Origin of the sequence: Pseudomonas sp. HR1, assembly GCF_030175875.1 — a bacterium.
GTDB classification, from domain to species: Bacteria; Pseudomonadota; Gammaproteobacteria; order Pseudomonadales; family Pseudomonadaceae; genus Chryseomonas; species Chryseomonas oryzihabitans.
In genome coordinates this window covers 267,217-286,898 of sequence record NZ_JASNRF010000001.1, presented here as the reverse complement: position 1 = coordinate 286,898, position 19,682 = coordinate 267,217, and the positions used below count along the sequence as shown (strand labels likewise).

The window sequence follows — 19,682 nt, the reverse complement described above, 5'->3', positions numbered from 1 at the left end:
CTCCTACAGCAATCGGAAGATCCCGTAGGAGCGGCCCATGGCCGCGATAAAGACGTTGCCCCTATTCGGTAGTCAAGCTACTGCCAGCGGAAAACGCTGCGCGGTTTTCCACGCTACAGCTCTGGTGAACACTCAAGCCCTCAGCCCTTCGCCAATTCCTTCTCAATCGCCTTCACCAACCGCGGATCATCCGCCGTCACATCCGGCGCGAAGCGCCCCACCACCTCGCCATTGCGCCCGATCAGGAATTTCTCGAAATTCCACAGCACCTCGGGCTTGGGATTGGGGCTGCCGCCACGGCTCACCATGCGTTCACGGAAGGGACCGTCACCGGTCGCCTCGGGCTGGGCACGGGTGAGTTCTTCATAGAGCGGATGCTTGTCTTCACCCACCACACTGAGCTTGGCGAACATAGGGAATTGCACGCCATAGGTCAGGGTGCAGAATTCCTTGATCTCGGCGTCGCTGCCGGGCTCCTGCTGCTTGAAGTTGTTGGCGGGAAAGCCGAGCACTTCCAGGCCGCGTTCGCGCTGGGCCTCATAGAGGCGTTCCAGCCCCTCGTACTGGCTGGTCAGGCCGCACTTGGAGGCGACGTTCACCACCAGCAGCACCTTGCCCAGGTAGCGTTCCAGGGTCAGGGTTTCGCCATCGATGGATTGCAGCGGGAGTTTCATCAGGGTCGCGGTCATGGTCGGCTCCTCGGAAAGAAGCGACCAGCCTAGCGCAAAAACGCCGCCTCCATGGGCGGCGCCTGTCGGTCGGGCGGGGCTCAGCGCTTGAGCTTGACCACGTCGCCGGAAACGGTGGTGGTGTAGCCGTTCAGGACATAGGCCCAGAACCAGTTTTCCTGCACCTGGGCATTGATCAGGGCATCGCCGCCGCGGGACTTGATGGCGGCCTGCTGGGCGCGCACGAAGCGGTCGTTCTGCTGGACCGGGATGAAGCCCAGGATCATGAGACCGGTGGCCTTGCCCTCGCCATGACCGACGACGGTGTACTGCGACGGATCCAGATTTTGCGTCTTCATCGCGGTGCCGGTGCAGCCGGCGACGGCGGCGGCGAGGGCGAAGGAAGCGGCGAGCTTGGCGAAACGTTGCATGGAGTCACTCCTTTTTGGGTTGGCAGCGTCGGGCATCGTTTCCCGACGGGGCGCACTCTAGCAGTGCCAGGCCCGGCGGAAATACCGTTCGCCCCGGCGATAGAACCGCTCCTCCCAAGGTCCCAGGGTTATCAGGTGATAGCGCCTCGATCTAAGCCGAGTCGGCCCGAGCTGCTACCATCGCCGCCTTTTCGTCCGGCGGCCGCGTCGGGCGCCGTATCGGAGACCTCGTGTGAATCTGCCTCTCGTCCTCAACCTCGTCGCCTTCGCCGTGCTGCTCGGTCTGCTGGCGCGTACCCGCAACACCGGCTGGAGCCTGGCCGTGCGCGTCTTCATCGGTCTCGCCCTGGGCGTGGCCTTCGGCCTGGTGCTGCAACTCGTCTACGGGCATGACGCCCCTGTGCTCAAGACCTCCATCGGCTGGTTCAACCTGGTCGGCAACGGCTATGTGCAGCTGCTGCAGATGAGCATCATGCCGCTGGTGTTCGCCTCCATCCTGGCCGCCGTGGCGCGGCTGCGCGAAGCCTCTTCCATGGGGCGCATCAGCCTGCTGACCCTGGGCACCCTGCTGTTCACCACCGCCATCGCCGCCCTGGTCGGGGTGCTGGTGACCTGGCTGTTCGGCCTGAGCGCCGAAGGCCTGGTGCAGGGCGCCCAGGAGACCGCGCGCCTGACCGCCCTGCAGAACAGCTATGTCGGCAAGGTGGCGGATCTGTCGGTGCCGCAGCTGCTGCTGTCCTTCATTCCGAAGAACCCCTTCGCCGATCTGTCCGGCGCCAATCCCACCTCCATCATCAGCGTGGTGATCTTCGCCGCCTTCCTCGGCGTCGCCGCCCTGCGCCTGCAGCGTGACGATCCGGTGCGCGGCGAGAAGGTGCTGGCCGGCATCGACGTGCTCCAGGCCTGGGTGATGAAGCTGGTGCGCCTGCTGCTGCAACTCACCCCCTATGGCGTGCTGGCGCTGATGACCAAGATGGTCGCCACCGCCAGTCCCCAGGACGTGCTCAAGCTGGGCACCTTCCTGATCGCCTCCTACCTGGGCCTGGCCATCCTCTTTGGCGTCCATGCGCTGCTGCTGACCCTGAGCGGCCTGTCGCCGGCGCGCTTCTTTCCCAAGGTCTGGCCGGTGCTGAGCTTCGCCTTCACCAGCCGCTCCAGCGCGGCGACCATCCCGCTGAACATCGAGGCCCAGACCGAGCGCCTCGGCGTACCGCCGGCCATCGCCAGCTTCGCCGCCTCCTTTGGCGCCACCATCGGCCAGAACGGCTGCGCTGGTCTCTATCCGGCGATGCTGGCGGTGATGGTCGCCCCGACCCTGGGTATCAACCCCTTCGATCCGCTGTGGATCGCCACCCTGGTGGGCATCGTCACCCTGAGTTCGGCGGGCGTGGCCGGCGTGGGCGGCGGCGCCACCTTCGCCGCTCTGATCGTGCTGCCGGCCCTCGGCCTGCCGGTCACCCTGGTGGCGCTGCTGGTGTCCATCGAACCCCTGATCGACATGGGCCGCACCGCCCTCAACGTCAACGGCTCCATGACCGCCGGCACCCTGACCGCGCGCTGGATGGGCCAGCTGGACAAGGCCGCCTACGACCGCGACGACCGGGCCGAAGCGCCAGCGGCGCCGATCAGTCGCGGCTGAGTCCGTAGGTTGGGTTGAGCGAAAGCGAAGCCCAACATTTCCTGTGCCTGGTTAGAACAGGAAATACCGCTGCGCCATCGGCAGCACCTCGGCCGGTTCGCACCAGAGCAGCTGGCCGTCGGCCTTGACCTGGTAGTTCTGCGGATCGACCTCGATGGTCGGCAGATAACCGTTGTGGATGAGGTCGCTCTTCTGCGCGGTGCGGCAGCCCTTGACCACGCCGATGCGCTTCTTCAGCTCCAGTTGCTCCGGCACCCCGGCCTCGAAGGCGGCCTGGCTGATGAAGGTCAGACTGGTGTCATGGAGCATGCCGGCGTAGCTGCCGAACATGGGGCGGTAGTGCACCGGTTGCGGGGTGGGGATGGAGGCGTTGGCGTCGCCCATCAGACTCGCCGCGATGGCGCCGCCCTTGAGGATCAGCGTCGGCTTGACGCCAAAGAACGCCGGGCGCCAGAGCACCAGGTCGGCGAACTTGCCCACTTCGATGGAGCCCACCTCGTGGCTGATGCCATGGGTGATCGCCGGGTTGATGGTGTACTTGGCGATGTAGCGCTTGACCCGGAAGTTGTCGTTGCCGGCGGCGTCTTCGGGCAGCGGGCCGCGCTGCTTCTTCATCTTGTCGGCGGTCTGCCAGGTGCGGGTGATGACCTCGCCGACGCGGCCCATGGCCTGGCTGTCGGAGCTGATCATGGCGAAGGCGCCGAGGTCGTGGAGGATGTCCTCGGCGGCGATGGTCTCGCGGCGGATGCGACTCTCGGCGAAGGCCACGTCCTCGGCGATGCTCGGGTCCAGGTGGTGGCAGACCATGAGCATGTCCAGGTGCTCGTCGATGGTGTTCTTGGTGAAGGGCCGCGTCGGGTTGGTGGAACTGGGCAGCACGTTGGGGAAGCCGCAGGCCTTGATGATGTCCGGCGCGTGGCCGCCCCCGGCACCTTCGGTGTGATAGGTGTGGATGGTGCGACCCTTGAAGGCGCCCAGGGTGGTCTCGACGAAGCCGGATTCGTTGAGGGTGTCGGTGTGGATGGCCACCTGGATGTCGAAGCGATCGGCCACCGCCAGGCAGTTGTCGATGGCGGCGGGGGTGGTGCCCCAGTCCTCGTGCAGTTTCAAGCCGATGGCGCCAGCGCGGACCTGCTCCTCCAGCGGACCCGGCAGGCTGGCGTTGCCCTTGCCGGTGAAGCCGATGTTCATCGGGAAGGCGTCGGCGGCCTTGAGCATCTGCGCCATGTGCCAGGGACCGGGGGTCACGGTGGTGGCATAGGTGCCGGTGGCCGGCCCGGTGCCGCCGCCGATCATGGTGGTGGTGCCGCTCATGAGCGCCTCTTCGATCTGCTGCGGGCAGATGAAGTGGATGTGGGAATCGATCCCGCCGGCGGTGAGGATCATGCCTTCACCGGCGATGACCTCGGTGGCGGCGCCGATGGGCACGCTGACACCCGGCTGGATGTCCGGGTTGCCGGCCTTGCCGATGGCATGGATGCGGCCGTGCTTGAGGCCGACGTCGGCCTTGACGATGCCCCAGTGGTCGACGATCAGCGCATTGGTGATGACGGTATCCACCACCTCGGCCGCGAGCAGCTGGCTCTGGCCCATGCCGTCGCGGATGACCTTGCCGCCGCCGAACTTCACTTCTTCGCCGTAGACGGTGTGGTCTTCTTCGACCTCGATCCAGAGCTCGGTGTCGGCCAGGCGCACCCGGTCACCGGTGGTGGGGCCGAACATGTCGGCATAGGCTTGGCGGGAGATTTTCATAGGTGTGAATCCCGAATAAAGGTGGTCCGGTTGGCCCTCACCCCGACCCTCTCCCGGAGGGAGAGGGGGAGGAGCGGGTGGCATCCTGTTGCCTCTCAGGGAGTCGTCCCTGGGAAGCTGGGTATTCTGGTTTGCCCTCACCCCGACCCTCTCCCGGAGGGAGAAGGGGAAGGGCGGGTGGCATCCTGTTGCCTCGCAGGGCGTCGTCCCTGGGAAGCTGGGCGTTCTGGTTGGCCCTCACCCCGGCCCTCTCCCGGAGGGAGAGGGGGAGGGCGGGTGTCGTCCTGTTGCCTCGCAGGGAGCCGTTCCTGGGAGGCTGGGTGTTCTGGTTGGCCTTCACCCTTCCCCTCCCCCGGAGGGAGGGGGAAGGGCGGGAGCTCGATGTCTGCTTTTAGCCCCCTCTCCCTGCGGGAGAGGGTTGGGGTGAGGGCGCTTGCCGCTACAACTTGCCCATCACCCGCCCGGCGAAGCCGTAGACGGTACGCAGGCCGGCCAGCTCGACCAGTTCCACCTCGCGACTCTGGCCCGGCTCGAAGCGCACGGCGGTGCCGGCGGCGATATTCAGGCGCATGCCGCGCGCCAGGGCGCGGTCGAACACCAGGGCGTCGTTGGTTTCGTGGAAGTGGTAGTGGGAGCCCACCTGGATCGGCCGGTCGCCGCTGTTGGCGACGGTCAGGCTGAGGGTGCGGCGGCCGGCGTTGAGTTCGATGTCGCCGTCCTGGATCTGGTATTCGCCGGGGATCATGGGCGCTGCTCCAGCATCAGTTGCATGAAGGTGAGGTCGAGCCAGCGACCAAACTTGGTGCCGACCTGGGGCATCTGCCCGGTGGTGATAAAGCCCAGTCGCTCGTGCAGGCGGATGGAGGCCTGGTTGCCGCTCTCGATGGCGGCCACCATCACGTGCTTGTCGCAGGCGCGGGCGCGTTCGATGAGCACCGTCATCAGCCGCGGACCGATGCCCTGGCCGCGCTGGTCGGGATGGATATAGACCGAGTGCTCGACGGTATGGCGAAAGCCTTCGAATGGGCGCCAGTCACCAAAGGAGGCATAGCCCACCACCGTGCCTTCGGCGTTCTCGGCGACCAGGATGGGGTAGCCCTGGGTGGCGCGCAGGTCGAACCAGGCCTGGCGGTTGGCCAGGTCCACCGGGGTCTCGTTCCAGATCGCCGTGGTGTTGCTGACGGCGTCGTTGTAGATGTGCAGCACGGCCGGCAGGTCGGCAGGGGTGGCGTCGCGGACGATCAGACTCATGGCGGACTCCCTAGGCGATCGGCTGGTGGACGGTGACCAGCTTGGTGCCATCGGGAAAGGTGGCTTCCACCTGGATCTCCGGGATCATTTCCGGGACGCCTTCCATCACCTGGTCACGGGTCAGCAGGGTGGTGCCGTAGTGCATCAGCTCGGCCACGGTGCGACCGTCACGGGCGCCTTCGAGCAGGGCGGCGGAGATCAGCGCCATGGCTTCCGGGTAGTTGAGCTTCACCCCACGCGCCAGGCGGCGTTCGGCCACCAGGCCGGCGGTGAAGATGAGCAGTTTGTCTTTCTCGCGGGGCGTCAGGTCCATGGGTGTTCTCTTTGGCGAAGGACATCGCGGCCATGGGCCGCTCCTACAATTCTGCGCTTCCCTGTAGGAGCGGCCCATGGCCGCGATCACGAAGATATCAGGTACTCCAGATTCGCGGCGGGACGGCGATACGGCCGAGCAGGGCGGGGCGCAGCAGGCGCCAGACCGCGATCAGCCAGGCGCGGGCCTGCAGCGACTCGGCGGCCAGGCAGCGAGCGACCACCAGGCCCGGCAGTTGGGTCAGGTCGCCGCGCACCGGCAGGTCGAGTTCGCGGCAGCGCTCCAGGGTGTCGGCGTCCAGGGTGCCGGTGAGCAGCAGGGTAGCGAACACCGGCTGACCGGCGAGGCCGATGGGCGAGTCCAGCAGGCGATCCGCGCCGACCAGGCGCTGGCGCTCGTGCCACAGCGGGGTGCCGTCGCGACGGATGTCCAGATGGGCCTGAAACAGGCCGTCGGTGAAGCGCTCGGCGCTGGCCGGACGACCCAGGGCGACGATGTCCCAGTAGCAGAGGCGGGCATCGCCCTCCAGCTCGATGCGGGTAGCGAGGTGGGCCTGGGCACCGGCGAAGACGATGGTCTCCTGGGGTAGCCATTCCAGGGTGGCACCGGCGGCGACGCGCAGCTCGACCTGCTGGTGGGCGGCGCTGTCGGCGCGATACCACTTGGCTGCGCCGGGGCTGGTGAGCTGGGCCCAGGCGTTTTCGCCGACGCTGACGTCGATGTCCAGCCGATCACCCCCGGCGATGCCCCCCGGTGGATGCACGACGATGTGCTGGCAGACCTCGGGACCTTCGGCGTGCAGGTGTTTCTGCACCCGCAAGGGGCCGAGGTGGCGGCGGGTGGTCGGCCGGGTCCAGTCGCCCTGGCGGGCATAGGCCAGCTCCAGGCGCGCCAGCCAGGCGGGGGTGAAAAGGGCAGGGGGCAGGGCAGAGGTCATCGGGTGGTCGTTGTTCTGGTTGGGGCTGTTTGGGGAGCGCCTTGCAAGAATCTGACCGAGTGGGCAGAGGTTGGCTTTCGGCTAGGTATGGTGGGGGTGTTTGGCTGATTACCGAGTGCTTTGATGGTTTTTGTTTCGCCCGCTCGGGCGCATCACCTTCACCGCTTCGGTAGGTTGGCGCTGAGTGGAGCGAAGCCCAACGTTGCGGAGGTTGGCCGTGATGCCTCGGTTTACCAGTGCTCTAGCTGCTTATCGAGGTCTGTTGATGGTTTTGTTTCGCCCACCCGGGCGAGTTACTTTTTGCAGTCGCCAAAAAAGTAACCAAAAACGCTTGCCCCACGTTTCGGCCCTCCGCTTCGCTCCAGGTCCCCTCACTCCGGTGCCGCTCCGGGGGGCACGGTACGAAGGGGCCTCCTGCCCCTCGCGCCTTGCTCGGCGTCCTGCCTCGCATCCCCCTCCGCGACACCTGCACTTGGCCTCACTGACGGGGCGGGGCGCCAGCCTGATGCCTGGGTGTTCACAGGATCTGTAGCGTGGAAAACCGCATAGCGTTTTCCACTGGTGGGCACCTAAGCCATCAGTGGACAAGGCTTCGCCGTTGTCCACGCTACGGGCTACGGGCTACGGGCTACGGGCTACGGGCTTTTGTGGCTGTTCAACCAATATTTTCAGGCTGGCGAATCGCCCCGTTCAGGAGGGCGAACGCCAGTGTCGTGGAGTGGGTCGAGCCGCAGGGATGCGGCGAGAGGCCTAACGGGCCATGGACGGCCCGTGTAGGCCGACCCCGGAGCGGCGCTGGCGTGAGCGGACCTGGAGCGAAGCGAAAGGCCGGATGGTGGGGCAAGCGTTTTTGGTTACTTTTGCGGCGATTGGCAAAAGTGACTCGCCCGAGGGGGCGAAACAAGAAGTACCAGCAAAGCTAGATAAACAGCTATGGCACCCATAACACAGAGCCGCAACCCCACCTTGTTGGGCTTCGCTACGCTCAGCGCCAACCTACGTCAGCCGGCGTTCGTGGCTCTTTTCCCCACGCCATTTTAAGAAATCCCCCGCCACTGCCGCGGACTCACCTGAAACCACCGCCGAAACGCCCGCGAAAAGGCGCTGGTCTCCGAATAGCCCAGCAGCGGCGCCAGGTCGGTGACCGGCAGCCGCTGTCGCAGGTAATGCTGCGCCAGGTCGCGGCGGACGCCCTCGACCAGCGCCGAGAAACTCGCGCCCTGGTCGCGCAGGCGGCGTTGCAGCTGGCTGGTGGAAAGGTCCAGACGCTGGGCGATGGACTCCAGGCTGGGCTCGCCCAGGGGCAACGCCAGGCGCACCGAGGCGCGGACCTCTTCGAGCAGTTCCATCTGTGGCAGCCGCTGGCCGAGTTGGCGGATGGCGTCCTGCACCACCAAGAGGAGCAGCGGATCGTGGTCGGGCATGGCGCGGCCGCGCAGGTCGGCCTTGGGCACCAGCATGGCATTGCAGGGCTGGCCGAAGCTGACTGGCGCGTCGAACAGCCGGCGGTGCTCGTGCCAGCCTTCGGGGCGCGGATGTTCGAATTGCACCGCGCGCGGCGCCCAGGTGGGCCCGAGCACATGGCGCAAGAGGTTGAGCAGCATGCCCAGGGTCAGCTCGGCGTCCTGGCGGCGGGCGACGATGGCGCCGTGGCGCACCTGGTAGTCGAAGCGCCAGCAGTCACCGGCGTCCACCAGCTGGATCAGGGTGCTGTGCTGGTGAAAGGGAAAGGCGGCGGCGAAATTCTGCAGGGCCGCTTCGGCGGTGGGCGAGCAGAGCCCCACGTAGCCCAGCAGGCCGAGCATCTGCGGTTTGAATTGGCCGCCGTAGTGCAGGCCGAAATTGTCGCAGCCGGACTGGGCGGCGGCTTCCTCCAGGACCCGGCAGTAGTTGCCCAACCCCAGGCTCAGGGTGGGGTGCTGCAGCTGTTCGGGGTCGATGCCGGCAGTGCCGAAGATGCGATCGACATCGCCACCATGGCTGGTGATGACGGCGTCCAGTCCGCTGGCGGCGGCGGAGAGCACGCCAAGGTTGCGCGACGGTGAGGTCAGGGCGGCGAAGCCGGAGGCGGCCAGGGGCATGGTGCGGGTCCAGGGAGGGGATCGGCATGAATGAAGCAAAGGCTGTGCCCCGGGGCGGAAAGCGGTCCTCCATCGGGGCGGGAACGCCGAGGGCTTCACGCTATTGGGCGTCTTGGCGTGCCTCATCGCGGGGCGGGTGGTCAGGCATCGCACCAGGCTGGTGCGGTCTCGGGTAGCACCCTGGGAAGAGGGGTAACGCCGACTTGACCCGGGGTCACAGCGACCGTGCCGAGCGGTCAAGTCGCCACGGCCCCGAGCTGTTTAAGCTCGAAAAAGCCGGGCATCGCGGGATCGCGGTGACCCATCCGGATCACGTCGCTACAAGGGGAGTGGCCTGTCATGACCAACGAGAAACTCAAGCCGACCCTCGGCACCCTGCACCTCTGGGGCATCGCCGTGGGGCTGGTGATCTCCGGGGAATACTTCGGCTGGAGCTACGGCTGGGGCGTCGCCGGGACCCTGGGCTTTCTGATCACCGCGCTGGTGGTTGCGGTGATGTATACCTGCTTCATCTTCAGCTTCACCGAGCTCACCACCGCCATTCCCCACGCCGGCGGGCCCTTCGCCTACAGCCGGCGCGCCTTCGGCCCCATGGGCGGCACCATCGCCGGCATCGCCACCCTGATCGAATTCGTCTTCGCCCCACCGGCCATCGCCATGGCCATCGGCGCCTACCTCAACGTGCAGTTTCCCACCCTCGATCCCAAGCTCTGCGCGGTGGCGGCCTACTTCATCTTCATGACCCTGAACATCCTCGGGGTGAGCATCGCCGCCACCTTCGAACTGGTGGTCACGGTGCTGGCGGTGATCGAGCTGCTGATCTTCATGGGGGTGGTGGCGCCGGGCTTCAGCCTGACCAACTTCACCAGCGGCGGCTGGGCCGGGCAGGACCAGTTCTCCCTGGCCGCGGTGGGCGGCATGTTCGCCGCCATTCCCTTCGCCATCTGGTTCTTTCTCGCCATCGAGGGCGCGGCCATGGCCGCCGAGGAAGCCAAGGACCCCAAGCGGACCATTCCCAAGGCCTACATCGCCGGTATCCTCACCCTGGTGACCCTGGCCATCGGCGTGATGATCTTTGCCGGCGGCGTGGGTGACTGGCGCGCCCTGTCCAACATCAACGATCCGCTGCCCCAGGCGATGAAGGGCGTGGTGGGCGAGGGCTCGATGTGGCTGCACCTGCTGGTGGGCATCGGCCTGTTCGGCCTGGTGGCCAGCTTCCACGGCATCATCCTCGGCTATTCCCGGCAGTTCTTCGCCCTGGCCCGCGCCGGCTTCCTGCCCCATGGCCTAGCCAAGCTGTCGCGCTTCCAGACCCCGCACCGCGCGGTGCTGGCCGGTGGCGTGGTGGGCATCGCCGCCATCTTCAGCGACGGTGTGATCAGCCTGCAGGGCCTGACCCTGACCGCCGCCATGATCACCATGAGCGTGTTCGGCGCCATCGTCATGTACATCATGAGCATGCTCAGCCTGTTCAAGCTGCGGCGCAGCGAGCCGAACCTGGAGCGCACCTTCCGCGCCCCCGGCTATCCGGTGGTGCCGGCCATCGCCCTGGTGCTGGCGGTGGTCTGCCTGATCGCCATGGTCTGGTACAACCCGGTGATCGCCAGCGTCTTCGTGATGCTGATGGTGATAGGCGCGCTGGTCTGCGGTCTCAGCCGTAGGCAGAGCGACATCGCTCCTGACGCTGCCTTTGGCGAGGCCTGAGAGCCTGTTGAAAGTCTGCTGCGCGTCGGCCAAACGGCGTTGAAAATGGCTTCGGAATGCTCATTTACCACTCGTAAACTCCGCTTCCTCAGCCATTTTTCGCCTTGTTTGTCTCTAGCTCGCGAGCCTTTGAACAGGCTCTGCGCAGCGCAACCCGAGGAGGTAGCATGAGCGGTTTCCAGCACAGCGTGGGTGGCCAGACCTGGCGCTTCGCCGATCTCAAGGAACTGCTGGCCAAGGCCACCCCGGCGCGATCCGGGGATGTCCTGGCCGGGGTCGCCGCCAGCAGCGACGTGGAGCGGGTGGCGGCGCAGATGGCGCTGGCCGAGGTGCCGCTCAAGCACTTTCTCAGCGAGGCGGTGATCCCCTACGAGGCCGACGAGGTCACCCGGCTGATCCTCGACAGCCACGATGCCCAGGCCTTCGCGCCGGTCGCCCACCTCACCGTGGGCGGCTTCCGCGACTGGCTGCTGGGGCCGGTGGCCGACGAGACGAGTCTTGCCGCCCTGGCTCCGGGGCTGACCCCGGAGATGGTCGCCGCGGTGTCCAAGATCATGCGTATCCAGGACCTGATCCTGGTGGCGCAAAAGGTCCGGGTGGTGACCCGCTTTCGCAACACCATCGGCCTGCGTGGACGGCTGTCGACCCGGCTGCAGCCCAATCACCCCACCGACGATCCGGCCGGCATCGCCGCCAGCGTCCTCGACGGCCTGCTCTATGGCAACGGCGATGCGGTGATCGGCATCAATCCGGCCACCGACAGCACCAGTGGTATCTGCGAACTGCTGAAGATGCTCGACGCCGTGATCCAGCGCTACGAGATTCCCACCCAGTCCTGCGTGCTGACCCACGTCACCACCAGCATCGCCGCCATCGAGCGGGGTGCGCCGGTGGACCTGGTGTTCCAGTCCATCGCCGGCACCCAGGGCGCCAACGAAAGCTTCGGCATCAGCCTGGCGCTGTTGCAGGAAGGCTACGAGGCCGGGCTGTCGCAACGCCGCGGCACCCTGGGCGACAACCTCATGTATTTCGAGACGGGGCAGGGCAGTGCCCTCTCCGCCGGCGCCCACCACGGCGTCGACCAGCAGACCTGCGAGGTGCGCGCCTACGCCGTGGCGCGGAAATTCAAGCCGCTGCTGGTCAACACCGTGGTCGGCTTCATCGGCCCCGAGTACCTCTACAATGGCAAGCAGATCATCCGCGCCGGGCTGGAGGATCACTTCTGCGGCAAGCTGCTCGGCGTGCCCATGGGCTGCGACATCTGCTACACCAACCATGCCGAGGCCGACCAGGACGACATGGACATGCTGCTGACCCTGCTGGGCGCGGCGGGCATCAACTTCATCATGGGCATCCCCGGGTCGGACGACGTGATGCTCAACTACCAGACCACCTCCTTCCACGACGCCCTCTACGCCCGCCAGGTGCTGGGCCTGCAGCCCGCCCCGGAATTCGCCGCCTGGCTCGACCGACTGGGCATCCTGCGGCTGGAGGACGGCCGCTTCCGCCTCGGCGAAGGCTTGCCGGCGCCATTCCAGCGGGCGCTGGCGCAGTTGTAGGGAGGATCGCGGCCATGGGCCGCTCCTACAAACTCCCTCTGTACCCGTAGGAGCGGCCCATGGCCGCGATAGCTTAGATACCGAATCGTTCAGGAGTCGCTCATGAACCCCAACGACACCGCCCGCCCCGACCCCTGGGCCGAATTGCGGCGCCTGACCCCGGCGCGCATCGCCCTGGGCCGCGCCGGCACCAGCCTGCCGACGTCGGCCCAGCTGGACTTCCAGGCCGCCCACGCCCAGGCCCGCGATGCGGTGCACCTGGCTTTCGATCATCAGGCGTTGCGCGAAGGCCTGGCCGCCCAGGGTCGCGAGACCCTGGTGCTCAAGAGCGCCGCGCCGGATCGCCACACCTATCTGCAGCGGCCGGATCTAGGCCGCAGGCTGTCCGAGGAATCCGCGCGTGAGCTACAGGCCTATGCCGCCGAGCATCCCGTGGGCTTCGACGTCGCCGTGGTCATTGCCGATGGCCTCTCGGCCTTGGCGGTGCATCGCCATGCGCTGCCGTTCCTGGAGCGCCTCGCCGACCAGGCCGGGGCCGAGGGCTGGCGCTGGGCGCCGGTGACCTTGGTGGAGCAGGGGCGGGTAGCGGTGGGCGACGAGATCGGCGGGCTGCTCAAGGCGCGTCTGCTGGTGATGCTGATCGGCGAGCGCCCCGGTCTGAGTTCGCCCGACAGCCTCGGCCTCTACTTCACCTACGGCCCGCGCCCGGGCCTCAACGACGCCTATCGCAACTGCATCTCCAACGTGCGCCTGGAGGGCCTGGCCTATGGCTTGGCGGCGCACAAGCTGCTCTACCTGATGCGCGAAGCGGATCGCCGCAAGCTCTCCGGCGTGCAACTCAAGGACGAAGCCGAGGTGCCGCTGCTGGAAGGTGGGCAGGACAACGCCCGGATCGGCAACTTCCTCACCGCGGGCTGATTGCCCGCCGTTCATCGGCGGTATCCCGCGCGGGGATATCGCTTCGCTCAATTGACCGCCGTCCCGGCCGTAATACTGGCCATTCCCCCTGGCAACCTTCTGGAGCCGCCGTATGACTCTGATACCCACCCGCATCGCCGGGCGCATGACCCTGGGCGTGCTTTGCCTGCTGGGGCTCACCGCCATCGGCGTCTACGCCGTGATGGCCTTTGGTGGTAAACCGCAACTGGTGGCCGCCGGGACGGCCGCGGCCGAACAGTCGGCCACCGCCATCGCACGGCAACTCGCCCTGCAGCTGGCGCGTATCGAAGGGACCAGCGTGGCCCTGGCGGATCTGGGCGAGACGCTGCCCCATGACGAAGGGCTGGTGAAGGCCGTCCTGCCAAGGCTCATCGACAGCCACGGCGACCAGGCTATCGCCGGCGGCGGCCTCTGGCCGGAACCCGCCGCCTTCACCCCGGGGGTCGACCGCCGCAGCTTCTTCTGGGCTCGCAACGGCGCCGGCGGCCTGGAGTACTCGGACGACTACAATGCGCCCCAGACCTCGGCCTATCGCGACGAATCCTGGTATCGCGATGCCAAGGCGGCCACCGCGGGACGGTGCGTCTGGTCCGACGCCTACCAGGACCCGGTCAGCCAGGTCGCCATGACCACCTGCAGCGTGCCCTATCGCCAACAGAACGCCTTCGCCGGCGTGGCGACGCTGGACCTCAAGCTCGATGGTCTCGCCGCCTTCCTCGAACGCCAGGGTGGCGTGACCGGTGGCTATGCCTTCGCCGTCGATCGCAGTGGCAATCTGCTCTATTTCCCTGGGATCAAGGGTGCCAAGGGCCTGCCGACGCTGAACGACGTGATCGCGGGTGAGGCCTCGTTCAAGGCGGTGGCGGATGCCCTCGGCCAAACGGGCAACCGCACCCTGTACCTCCCTCACGACCGCCAGCTCGATGGCGCCGCTTACGTCACCCTGGTGCCGATGGATGCGACCGGCTGGCAGGTCGGTCTGGTCACGCCCGAAGCTCAGGTCACCGGCCTGGCCACGCGCCTGACCAGCCAGATGCTGCTCTTGCTGTTGCCGCTCCTGGCACTGCTGCTGGGCATAGCCTGGCTCGCCGGCCGTCGCCTGCTGGCCCAGCTGGAAGAGACCACCCTGCAGATCGAGCGCCTGGGCCAGGACGGTGCCAACGCGAGCGAACTGGACATCCGGCGTGCCGACGAAATCGGCCGCTTGCGCGGCGCGGTCAATCGCTATGCCGGCTCGCTGCGCGAGATGCTCCGCCGGATCGCCGCCGACGCCTCGCTGCTGCAGGGCCAGGCGACCGAGCTGGCGCAACTCTCCCATGGCCTGGCCGATCGGGCGGAAAAGCAGCGCGAAGACAACACCCTGCTGGCGACGGCCATCACCGAGATGTCGGCCAGCGCCGGCGAGGTGGCGCGCAACACCACCGACTGCTCGGACGTGGCCCGCGCTTCGCTCGGCACGGTGCACACCGGCCAGAGCCAGATGGCGCGCAACACCGACTCCATGCAGGGGCTGGCCCAGGAGATCGGTGGCGCTGCCACCGCCATCACCCATCTGGGCGAGGACATCGAGCGGGTCGGCGGCGTGCTGGACGTGATCAAGTCGATCTCCGAACAGACCAACCTGCTGGCCCTCAACGCCGCCATCGAGGCGGCCCGGGCAGGTGAACAGGGACGCGGCTTCGCCGTGGTCGCCGACGAGGTGCGCACGCTGGCCGGGCGGACCCAGGCGTCCGCCAACGAAATCCAGGGGATGATCGCCAGCCTGCGCCAGGCGTCGAGCGCCGCCGTGGCCACCATGCAGGCCGGGGTGCAGCGTACCGAAGTCGCCGTCCGAGAGGCGACCGTCGTGGCCGGCACCCTGAGCGGGACCGTCGACAGCTTCGATGGCATCGTCGAGCGCGCTCAGCAGATCGCCGTGGCCGCCCAGGAGCAGAGCCACGTGACCCAGGAAATCAATGAACTGGCGGTGCGTATCCATGCGGCGAGCGAGGAGGGCGCCCGCGACGCCGGTGCGCTGCGTCAGCTCGGCCAGGAGATGCAGGGACTCTCGACCCGCCTCAGCGCCCTCAGTCAGGGCCAGCGCTAGTGCCGACGGCGGGCGTCGGGCACAGCGCCTTGCGCAGGAAATACCGCGCGAAGCCCGGCGGATAGTCCGCCAGCTCGCCGAATACCTCGTAGCCCAGGCGTTCGTAGAAGCCGCGGGCCTGGAATTCGTGGGTGTCGAGCCAGGCGCCGTGGCAACCGCGGGCCAGGGCTTCGGCCTCGGCGCGCCGCAGCAATTCGCGGCCGGCGCCCTGGCCGCGGGCGGCTTCCTCCACCGCCAGCAACTGCACATAGAGCCAGCCATAGCTGGTGTAGCCCCAGAGGCCGCCGAGGGCTTCGCCGCCACGGGTCAGGCTGATGACCAGGGCCCGGTAACCGCTCGGGCCCGCCTGGCTGTCGTTGTAGCGCCTCAGCGGCGCGGCGATGGCCTGGCGCAGGTCTTCGCGTGCTTCGTCGGTCAGGTGGTAAACCAGGGGCGCTGCGGACATGGCGAAGGTCTCTGGAAGAGGTCTGTCCGAGCATAGCGCAGCAGCGCTGCGTGACCGCCCGGTTCTGCCGCTTTCGCGGGTACGACCTTGGGGTAGCATGGCCCTTTAGCCATTTCGCGAGGGAGCCATGGACATACGTGAAGGTCGCGCCCGGGTCGGCGCCCTCGAGCTGGCCTATGAGGACTGGGGCGATCCCGCCGATCCGGCGCTGCTGCTGATCATGGGCTTTGGCGCCCAGTTGCTGCTCTGGCCGGAAGGCTTCTGCGAGGCCCTGGTGCGCCGGGGCCTGCGGGTGATTCGTTTCGACAATCGCGACGTCGGCCAGTCCTCGCGGCTGAGCTGGCCGGGTGGACGGCCGCCTTCACTGTGGCCGGTGCTGGGGCGGGCGCAACTGGGCAAGCCCAGCGCGGTGCCCTATCGCCTGGAAGCCATGGCCGCCGATGCGGTCGGGCTGCTCGATCACCTGGGGCTGGAACGCGCCTTCGTACTGGGTGGCTCCATGGGCGGCATGATCGCCCAGATCCTCGCCGCTCAATGGCCTCAGCGGGTCGCGCGGCTGGGCATCCTGTTCTCGTCGACCAATCAGCCGCTGTTGCCGCCACCCTCGTTCAAGCTGCTGGGCAGCCTGCTGCTGCGGCCGCCGGCCGATCTGCCGGCGGAGGCGGCGCTCGCCCGGCAGAAGGCCCTGCTGCGCGGTATCGAGAGTCCGAGGTATCGCCAGAGCGAGGCCGATCTGGAACGACTGGTGCAGCGTATCCTGGCGCGCGGGGTGGATGTGGAGGGGGTGCAGCGGCAGTTGTTCGCCCTGCTCGGCAGCGGCGATCTGCGGCCCTTCGCCCGCCGCATCCAGGCGCCGACCCTGGTGGTGCACGGCGCGCGGGATCCCTTGCTGCGTCCGGCCTGTGGTCGCGCCGTGGCGCGGGCCATTCCCGGCGCCCGCTTCGAGCTGATACCGGACATGGCCCATGACCTGCCGGCACCGCTCTGGCCGAGGCTGAGCGAGTTGTTCGCCGAGTTCTTCCTGGCGGCCTAGGCCGGGCCGCCGGCGCGGGGCCTGAGCCCGTCGATGATCAGCGTCTCCAGGCCCTGCAGGACCTCGTCGAAGAACAGCGGATCCTTCAGCGAGCGGCCGCACAGGGTCTGCACCTGCACCCGGAAGTCTGCATAGTGCTGGGTGATGGCCCAGATGCTGAAGATCAGGTGGTGCGGATCCACCGGGGCCAGCTTGCCGGCGGCGATCCAGGTGCGGATCACCCGGGTCTTCTCGTCCATCAGGTCGTGCAGGCTGCCCTGCAATTCGGGCAGCAGCAGCGGTGCGCCCTGGACCATCTCCAGGCAGAACAGCCGGGACTCGGCGGGATAGTCGCGGGACATCTCCAGCTTCTGGCGCAGATAGCCGCGCAGGGCGTCGAGGGGTTCTTGCTCTTCGCTGAAGGTGCGCAGGGGATTCAGCCAGGTCGCCAGCAGCTGACGCAGCACGGCGACATAGAGCTCTTCCTTGTTGCTGAAATAGTAGAGCAGGTTGGTCTTGGAGACGTCCGCCTGCAGCGCCACCTGATCCAGACTGGCGCCGTGCAGACCGAAGCGGGAAAAGATATCGAGCGCCGCGCTGAGGATCTGGGCGCGCTTGGCTTCTATCTGGCGCTGCCGGCGTTGCTGGGCGGCAGGGCTGGGTTGGCGGGACTTGCGTGGCGGAAGATCACTGGCCTGACTCACGAACTGCTCCTTGGGCCTTCTTGGACATCTGACGCGGGCCGGCTGCAGGCGCGGTCGTTGAGCTTCGCACCGTCCTGGTGACGAATCATCGGCAGACCCCGAAGGGTAGCGCGCCGGTCTCCGAACTCTAGCATGACGCGCCAGCCTGCATGCCCCGGATTCGGGCGTCTTGCACAAACTAGGTGCTCTAATCTGGACCAAATGGTCCAGTTTTATTCTCGAATAGATCCCAAGTGTTTGATTGGCTTGAACTTTCAAGACTTGGCAAGCTTTCTGCTCCGATCCTGCAGCAACGGCGCATCTGGATGCGCTTCGATTCCTGACTGCGGGAGAGTGCGAGCGATGAACATCGGTGTCTTCATTCCCATCGGCAACAACGGCTGGCTGCTGTCGGAAAACGCGCCCCAGTACCGGCCCACCTTCGAGCTGAATCGCGAGATCGTGCAGCGTGCCGAGCACTACGGCTTCGACTTCGCCCTGTCGATGATCAAGCTGCGCGGCTTCGGCGGTAAGACCGAATTCTGGGACCACAACCTGGAGTCCTTCACCCTCATGGCCGGGCTGGCGGCGGTGACCTCGCGCATCAAGCTGTTCGCCACCGCCGCGACCCTGACCCTGCCGCCGGCCATCGTCGCGCGCATGGCCGCCACCATCGACTGCATTTCCGGTGGCCGCTTCGGCGTCAACCTGGTCACCGGCTGGCAAAAGCCCGAATACAGCCAGATGGGGCTCTGGCCAGGCGATGAGTTCTTTGCCAGTCGCTATCAATACCTCGGTGAATACGCCCAGGTGCTGCGCGATCTCTGGGGCACCGGCCAGTCGGACTTCCAGGGCGCGCACTTCCGCATGGAAGACTGCCGGGTCAGTCCGCAGCCCCAGGCACCCATGGAGATCGTCTGCGCCGGGGCGAGCGATGCCGGCCTGGCCTTCGCCGCCGAACACGCCGACTACAGCTTCGTCTTCGGCAAGGGCGTCAACACGCCCAAGGCCTTCGCCCCGGCGGTGGAGCGGCTGCAGGCCGCCACCGCCAAGACCGGGCGCGAGGTCTCCTCCATCGCCCTATTCATGATCATCGCCGCCGAGACCGACGAGGCCGCTCGCGCCAAGTGGGAGCACTACAAGGCCGGGGCCGACGAGGAGGCCATCGCCTGGCTGGGCGCCCAGGCGGCCGCCGACACCAAGTCCGGCAGCGACACCAACGTGCGGCAGATGGCTGATCCGACCTCGGCGGTGAACATCAACATGGGCACCCTGGTGGGCTCCTTCGCCAGCGTGGCACGGATGCTCGACGAGATCGCCGAGGTACCCGGGGCCAGCGGGGTGCTGCTGACCTTCGATGACTTCGTCCAGGGCGTGACCGACTTCGGCGAGCGCATCCAGCCGCTGATGCAGAGCCGCCGTCACGTCGATCTGCTCAAGGAGAGTGCCTGATGAACGCTGTGGAAACCCTGGCGGGCTATGCCCTGCCTGCCGACGACGCCGAAGCCGTGACGCTGCCGGCGCGTCCCGAACCTGTGCGGCTCAAGGCCAGCGAGACCGCCCTGATCGTGGTGGACATGCAGAACGCCTACGCCAGCCAGGGCGGCTATCTGGATCTGGCCGGCTTCGACGTCTCGGCCACCGGCCCGGTGATCGAGAACGTCGCCGCCGTGGTGGAGACCGCCCGCGGCGCGGGCATTCAGGTGGTCTGGTTCCAGAATGGCTGGGATCCGGAGTATCGCGAGGCGGGCGGGCCGGGTTCGCCCAACTGGCACAAGTCCAATGCCCTCAAGACCATGCGCAAGCGACCCGAATTGCAGGGGCAGCTGCTGGCCAAGGGTGGCTGGGACTATGCCCTGGTGGATCGGCTGCAGCCGGCCGCCGCCGACCTGGTGGTGCCCAAGACCCGCTACAGCGGCTTCTACAACACCCACCTGGACAGCCTGCTGCGCGCCCGTGGCATCCGCAACCTGGTGTTCGTCGGCGTCGCCACCAACGTCTGCGTGGAGTCGACCCTGAGGGACGGCTTCTTCCTCGAATACTTCGGCGTCTGTCTGCACGACGCCTGCCACCAGGCCGGGCCCCGTTCGGCCCACGAGGCCGCGCTGTTCAACATCGAGACCTTCTTCGGCTGGGTCGCCAGCTGCGCCGACTTCCACACCACCTTCGCCAAGGACTGAGC

Annotated in this window: 18 protein-coding genes and 1 pseudogene; 9 read left to right on the top strand and 10 right to left on the bottom strand. The window is 67.2% G+C overall.

Going from position 1 to position 19,682, the window contains the following annotated elements; translation table 11 throughout:
- Positions 1-140: 140 nt before the first annotated feature.
- Positions 141-689 (bottom strand): glutathione peroxidase, encoded by a 549-nt coding sequence (locus tag QKY98_RS01300; protein ID WP_284670215.1) that lies wholly within the window; start codon positions 687-689, stop codon positions 141-143.
- 80 nt (positions 690-769) lie between these two features.
- On the bottom strand, positions 770-1,099 hold the full coding sequence (locus QKY98_RS01295) for a hypothetical protein (protein WP_007163001.1): 330 nt from the start codon (positions 1,097-1,099) through the stop codon (positions 770-772).
- A gap of 232 nt (positions 1,100-1,331) precedes the next feature.
- Here QKY98_RS01295 and QKY98_RS01290 point away from each other — a divergent pair, with 232 nt between their 5' ends.
- Complete coding sequence (locus QKY98_RS01290) at positions 1,332-2,738, top strand: L-cystine transporter (protein ID WP_284670214.1); 1,407 nt, start codon at positions 1,332-1,334, stop codon at positions 2,736-2,738.
- A gap of 51 nt (positions 2,739-2,789) precedes the next feature.
- On the opposite strand, the gene ureC is transcribed toward QKY98_RS01290, so the two are convergent.
- The 6 genes from ureC to qhpR form a co-directional block, all read right to left on the bottom strand.
- Positions 2,790-4,490, bottom strand: coding sequence for an urease subunit alpha (gene ureC / locus QKY98_RS01285; RefSeq protein ID WP_284670213.1), 1,701 nt, complete (start codon positions 4,488-4,490; stop codon positions 2,790-2,792).
- Positions 4,491-4,929: 439 nt separating this feature from the next.
- The gene (locus QKY98_RS01280) at positions 4,930-5,235 is read right to left on the bottom strand and encodes an urease subunit beta (protein ID WP_007162998.1); all 306 of its coding nucleotides are present in this window, start codon (positions 5,233-5,235) and stop codon (positions 4,930-4,932) included.
- A complete protein-coding gene (locus QKY98_RS01275) occupies positions 5,232-5,741 on the bottom strand; it encodes a GNAT family N-acetyltransferase (RefSeq protein WP_027600040.1) in 510 nt (169 codons plus the stop codon). Before QKY98_RS01275 ends, QKY98_RS01280 begins: the two co-directional genes overlap by 4 nt.
- Before the next feature lie 10 nt (positions 5,742-5,751).
- A complete protein-coding gene (ureA, locus tag QKY98_RS01270) occupies positions 5,752-6,054 on the bottom strand; it encodes an urease subunit gamma (protein WP_007162996.1) in 303 nt (100 codons plus the stop codon).
- Positions 6,055-6,151: 97 nt separating this feature from the next.
- Complete coding sequence (locus QKY98_RS01265) at positions 6,152-6,991, bottom strand: urease accessory protein UreD (RefSeq protein ID WP_284670212.1); 840 nt, start codon at positions 6,989-6,991, stop codon at positions 6,152-6,154.
- Between the two features lie 1,037 nt (positions 6,992-8,028).
- Positions 8,029-9,072 (bottom strand): AraC-like transcriptional regulator QhpR, encoded by a 1,044-nt coding sequence (qhpR, locus tag QKY98_RS01260; RefSeq protein ID WP_044342964.1) that lies wholly within the window; start codon positions 9,070-9,072, stop codon positions 8,029-8,031.
- Between the two features lie 339 nt (positions 9,073-9,411).
- Here qhpR and eat point away from each other — a divergent pair, with 339 nt between their 5' ends.
- The 5 genes and pseudogenes from eat (at position 9,412) to QKY98_RS23830 (ending at position 15,360) form a co-directional block, all read left to right on the top strand.
- A complete protein-coding gene (gene eat / locus QKY98_RS01255) occupies positions 9,412-10,776 on the top strand; it encodes an ethanolamine permease (RefSeq protein ID WP_284670211.1) in 1,365 nt (454 codons plus the stop codon).
- 167 nt (positions 10,777-10,943) lie between these two features.
- A complete protein-coding gene (locus tag QKY98_RS01250) occupies positions 10,944-12,335 on the top strand; it encodes an ethanolamine ammonia-lyase subunit EutB (protein ID WP_284670210.1) in 1,392 nt (463 codons plus the stop codon).
- A gap of 102 nt (positions 12,336-12,437) precedes the next feature.
- Positions 12,438-13,253 carry an ethanolamine ammonia-lyase subunit EutC gene (eutC, locus tag QKY98_RS01245; protein ID WP_077171500.1) on the top strand — a complete coding sequence of 272 codons (816 nt, stop codon included), beginning with the start codon at positions 12,438-12,440 and terminating at the stop codon, positions 13,251-13,253.
- A gap of 112 nt (positions 13,254-13,365) precedes the next feature.
- Positions 13,366-13,971 (top strand): annotated as a pseudogene (locus QKY98_RS23835) (cache domain-containing protein); the annotation flags it as partial.
- A gap of 255 nt (positions 13,972-14,226) precedes the next feature.
- Entirely contained in the window at positions 14,227-15,360 is a 1,134-nt protein-coding gene (locus QKY98_RS23830) for a methyl-accepting chemotaxis protein (protein ID WP_502945078.1), read from the top strand.
- Here QKY98_RS23830 and QKY98_RS01235 read toward each other — a convergent pair.
- Positions 15,341-15,805: a GNAT family N-acetyltransferase gene (locus QKY98_RS01235; protein ID WP_027600947.1), complete on the bottom strand. Its 465-nt coding sequence runs from the start codon at positions 15,803-15,805 to the stop codon at positions 15,341-15,343. The genes QKY98_RS23830 and QKY98_RS01235 overlap by 20 nt on opposite strands.
- Before the next feature lie 127 nt (positions 15,806-15,932).
- Here QKY98_RS01235 and QKY98_RS01230 point away from each other — a divergent pair, with 127 nt between their 5' ends.
- Positions 15,933-16,838 (top strand): alpha/beta fold hydrolase, encoded by a 906-nt coding sequence (locus QKY98_RS01230; protein ID WP_027600946.1) that lies wholly within the window; start codon positions 15,933-15,935, stop codon positions 16,836-16,838.
- Here QKY98_RS01230 and rutR read toward each other — a convergent pair.
- Entirely contained in the window at positions 16,835-17,521 is a 687-nt protein-coding gene (gene rutR, locus QKY98_RS01225; RefSeq protein WP_027600049.1) for an HTH-type transcriptional regulator RutR, read from the bottom strand. The two genes, QKY98_RS01230 and rutR, sit on opposite strands and share 4 nt — an antisense overlap.
- A gap of 342 nt (positions 17,522-17,863) precedes the next feature.
- Here rutR and rutA point away from each other — a divergent pair, with 342 nt between their 5' ends.
- The gene (gene rutA, locus QKY98_RS01220) at positions 17,864-18,952 is read left to right on the top strand and encodes a pyrimidine utilization protein A (RefSeq protein ID WP_027600944.1); all 1,089 of its coding nucleotides are present in this window, start codon (positions 17,864-17,866) and stop codon (positions 18,950-18,952) included.
- The gene (rutB, locus tag QKY98_RS01215) at positions 18,952-19,680 is read left to right on the top strand and encodes a pyrimidine utilization protein B (RefSeq protein WP_077171505.1); all 729 of its coding nucleotides are present in this window, start codon (positions 18,952-18,954) and stop codon (positions 19,678-19,680) included. The genes rutA and rutB overlap by 1 nt, the downstream gene beginning before the upstream one ends.
- Positions 19,681-19,682 lie beyond the last annotated feature (2 nt).

Coding starts and splice junctions, on each gene's coding strand:
- QKY98_RS23830 (WP_502945078.1), top strand. CDS start 14,227: ATGGATGCGACCGGCTGGCAGGTCGGTCTGGTCACGCCCGAAGCTCAG.
- QKY98_RS01295 (WP_007163001.1), bottom strand. CDS start 1,099: ATGCAACGTTTCGCCAAGCTCGCCGCTTCCTTCGCCCTCGCCGCCGCC.
- qhpR (WP_044342964.1), bottom strand. CDS start 9,072: ATGCCCCTGGCCGCCTCCGGCTTCGCCGCCCTGACCTCACCGTCGCGC.
- rutB (WP_077171505.1), top strand. CDS start 18,952: ATGAACGCTGTGGAAACCCTGGCGGGCTATGCCCTGCCTGCCGACGAC.
- QKY98_RS01230 (WP_027600946.1), top strand. CDS start 15,933: ATGGACATACGTGAAGGTCGCGCCCGGGTCGGCGCCCTCGAGCTGGCC.
- QKY98_RS01280 (WP_007162998.1), bottom strand. CDS start 5,235: ATGATCCCCGGCGAATACCAGATCCAGGACGGCGACATCGAACTCAAC.
- QKY98_RS01250 (WP_284670210.1), top strand. CDS start 10,944: ATGAGCGGTTTCCAGCACAGCGTGGGTGGCCAGACCTGGCGCTTCGCC.
- rutA (WP_027600944.1), top strand. CDS start 17,864: ATGAACATCGGTGTCTTCATTCCCATCGGCAACAACGGCTGGCTGCTG.
- ureC (WP_284670213.1), bottom strand. CDS start 4,490: ATGAAAATCTCCCGCCAAGCCTATGCCGACATGTTCGGCCCCACCACC.
- eutC (WP_077171500.1), top strand. CDS start 12,438: ATGAACCCCAACGACACCGCCCGCCCCGACCCCTGGGCCGAATTGCGG.
- eat (WP_284670211.1), top strand. CDS start 9,412: ATGACCAACGAGAAACTCAAGCCGACCCTCGGCACCCTGCACCTCTGG.
- QKY98_RS01265 (WP_284670212.1), bottom strand. CDS start 6,991: ATGACCTCTGCCCTGCCCCCTGCCCTTTTCACCCCCGCCTGGCTGGCG.
- ureA (WP_007162996.1), bottom strand. CDS start 6,054: ATGGACCTGACGCCCCGCGAGAAAGACAAACTGCTCATCTTCACCGCC.
- QKY98_RS01275 (WP_027600040.1), bottom strand. CDS start 5,741: ATGAGTCTGATCGTCCGCGACGCCACCCCTGCCGACCTGCCGGCCGTG.
- QKY98_RS01235 (WP_027600947.1), bottom strand. CDS start 15,805: ATGTCCGCAGCGCCCCTGGTTTACCACCTGACCGACGAAGCACGCGAA.
- QKY98_RS01300 (WP_284670215.1), bottom strand. CDS start 689: ATGACCGCGACCCTGATGAAACTCCCGCTGCAATCCATCGATGGCGAA.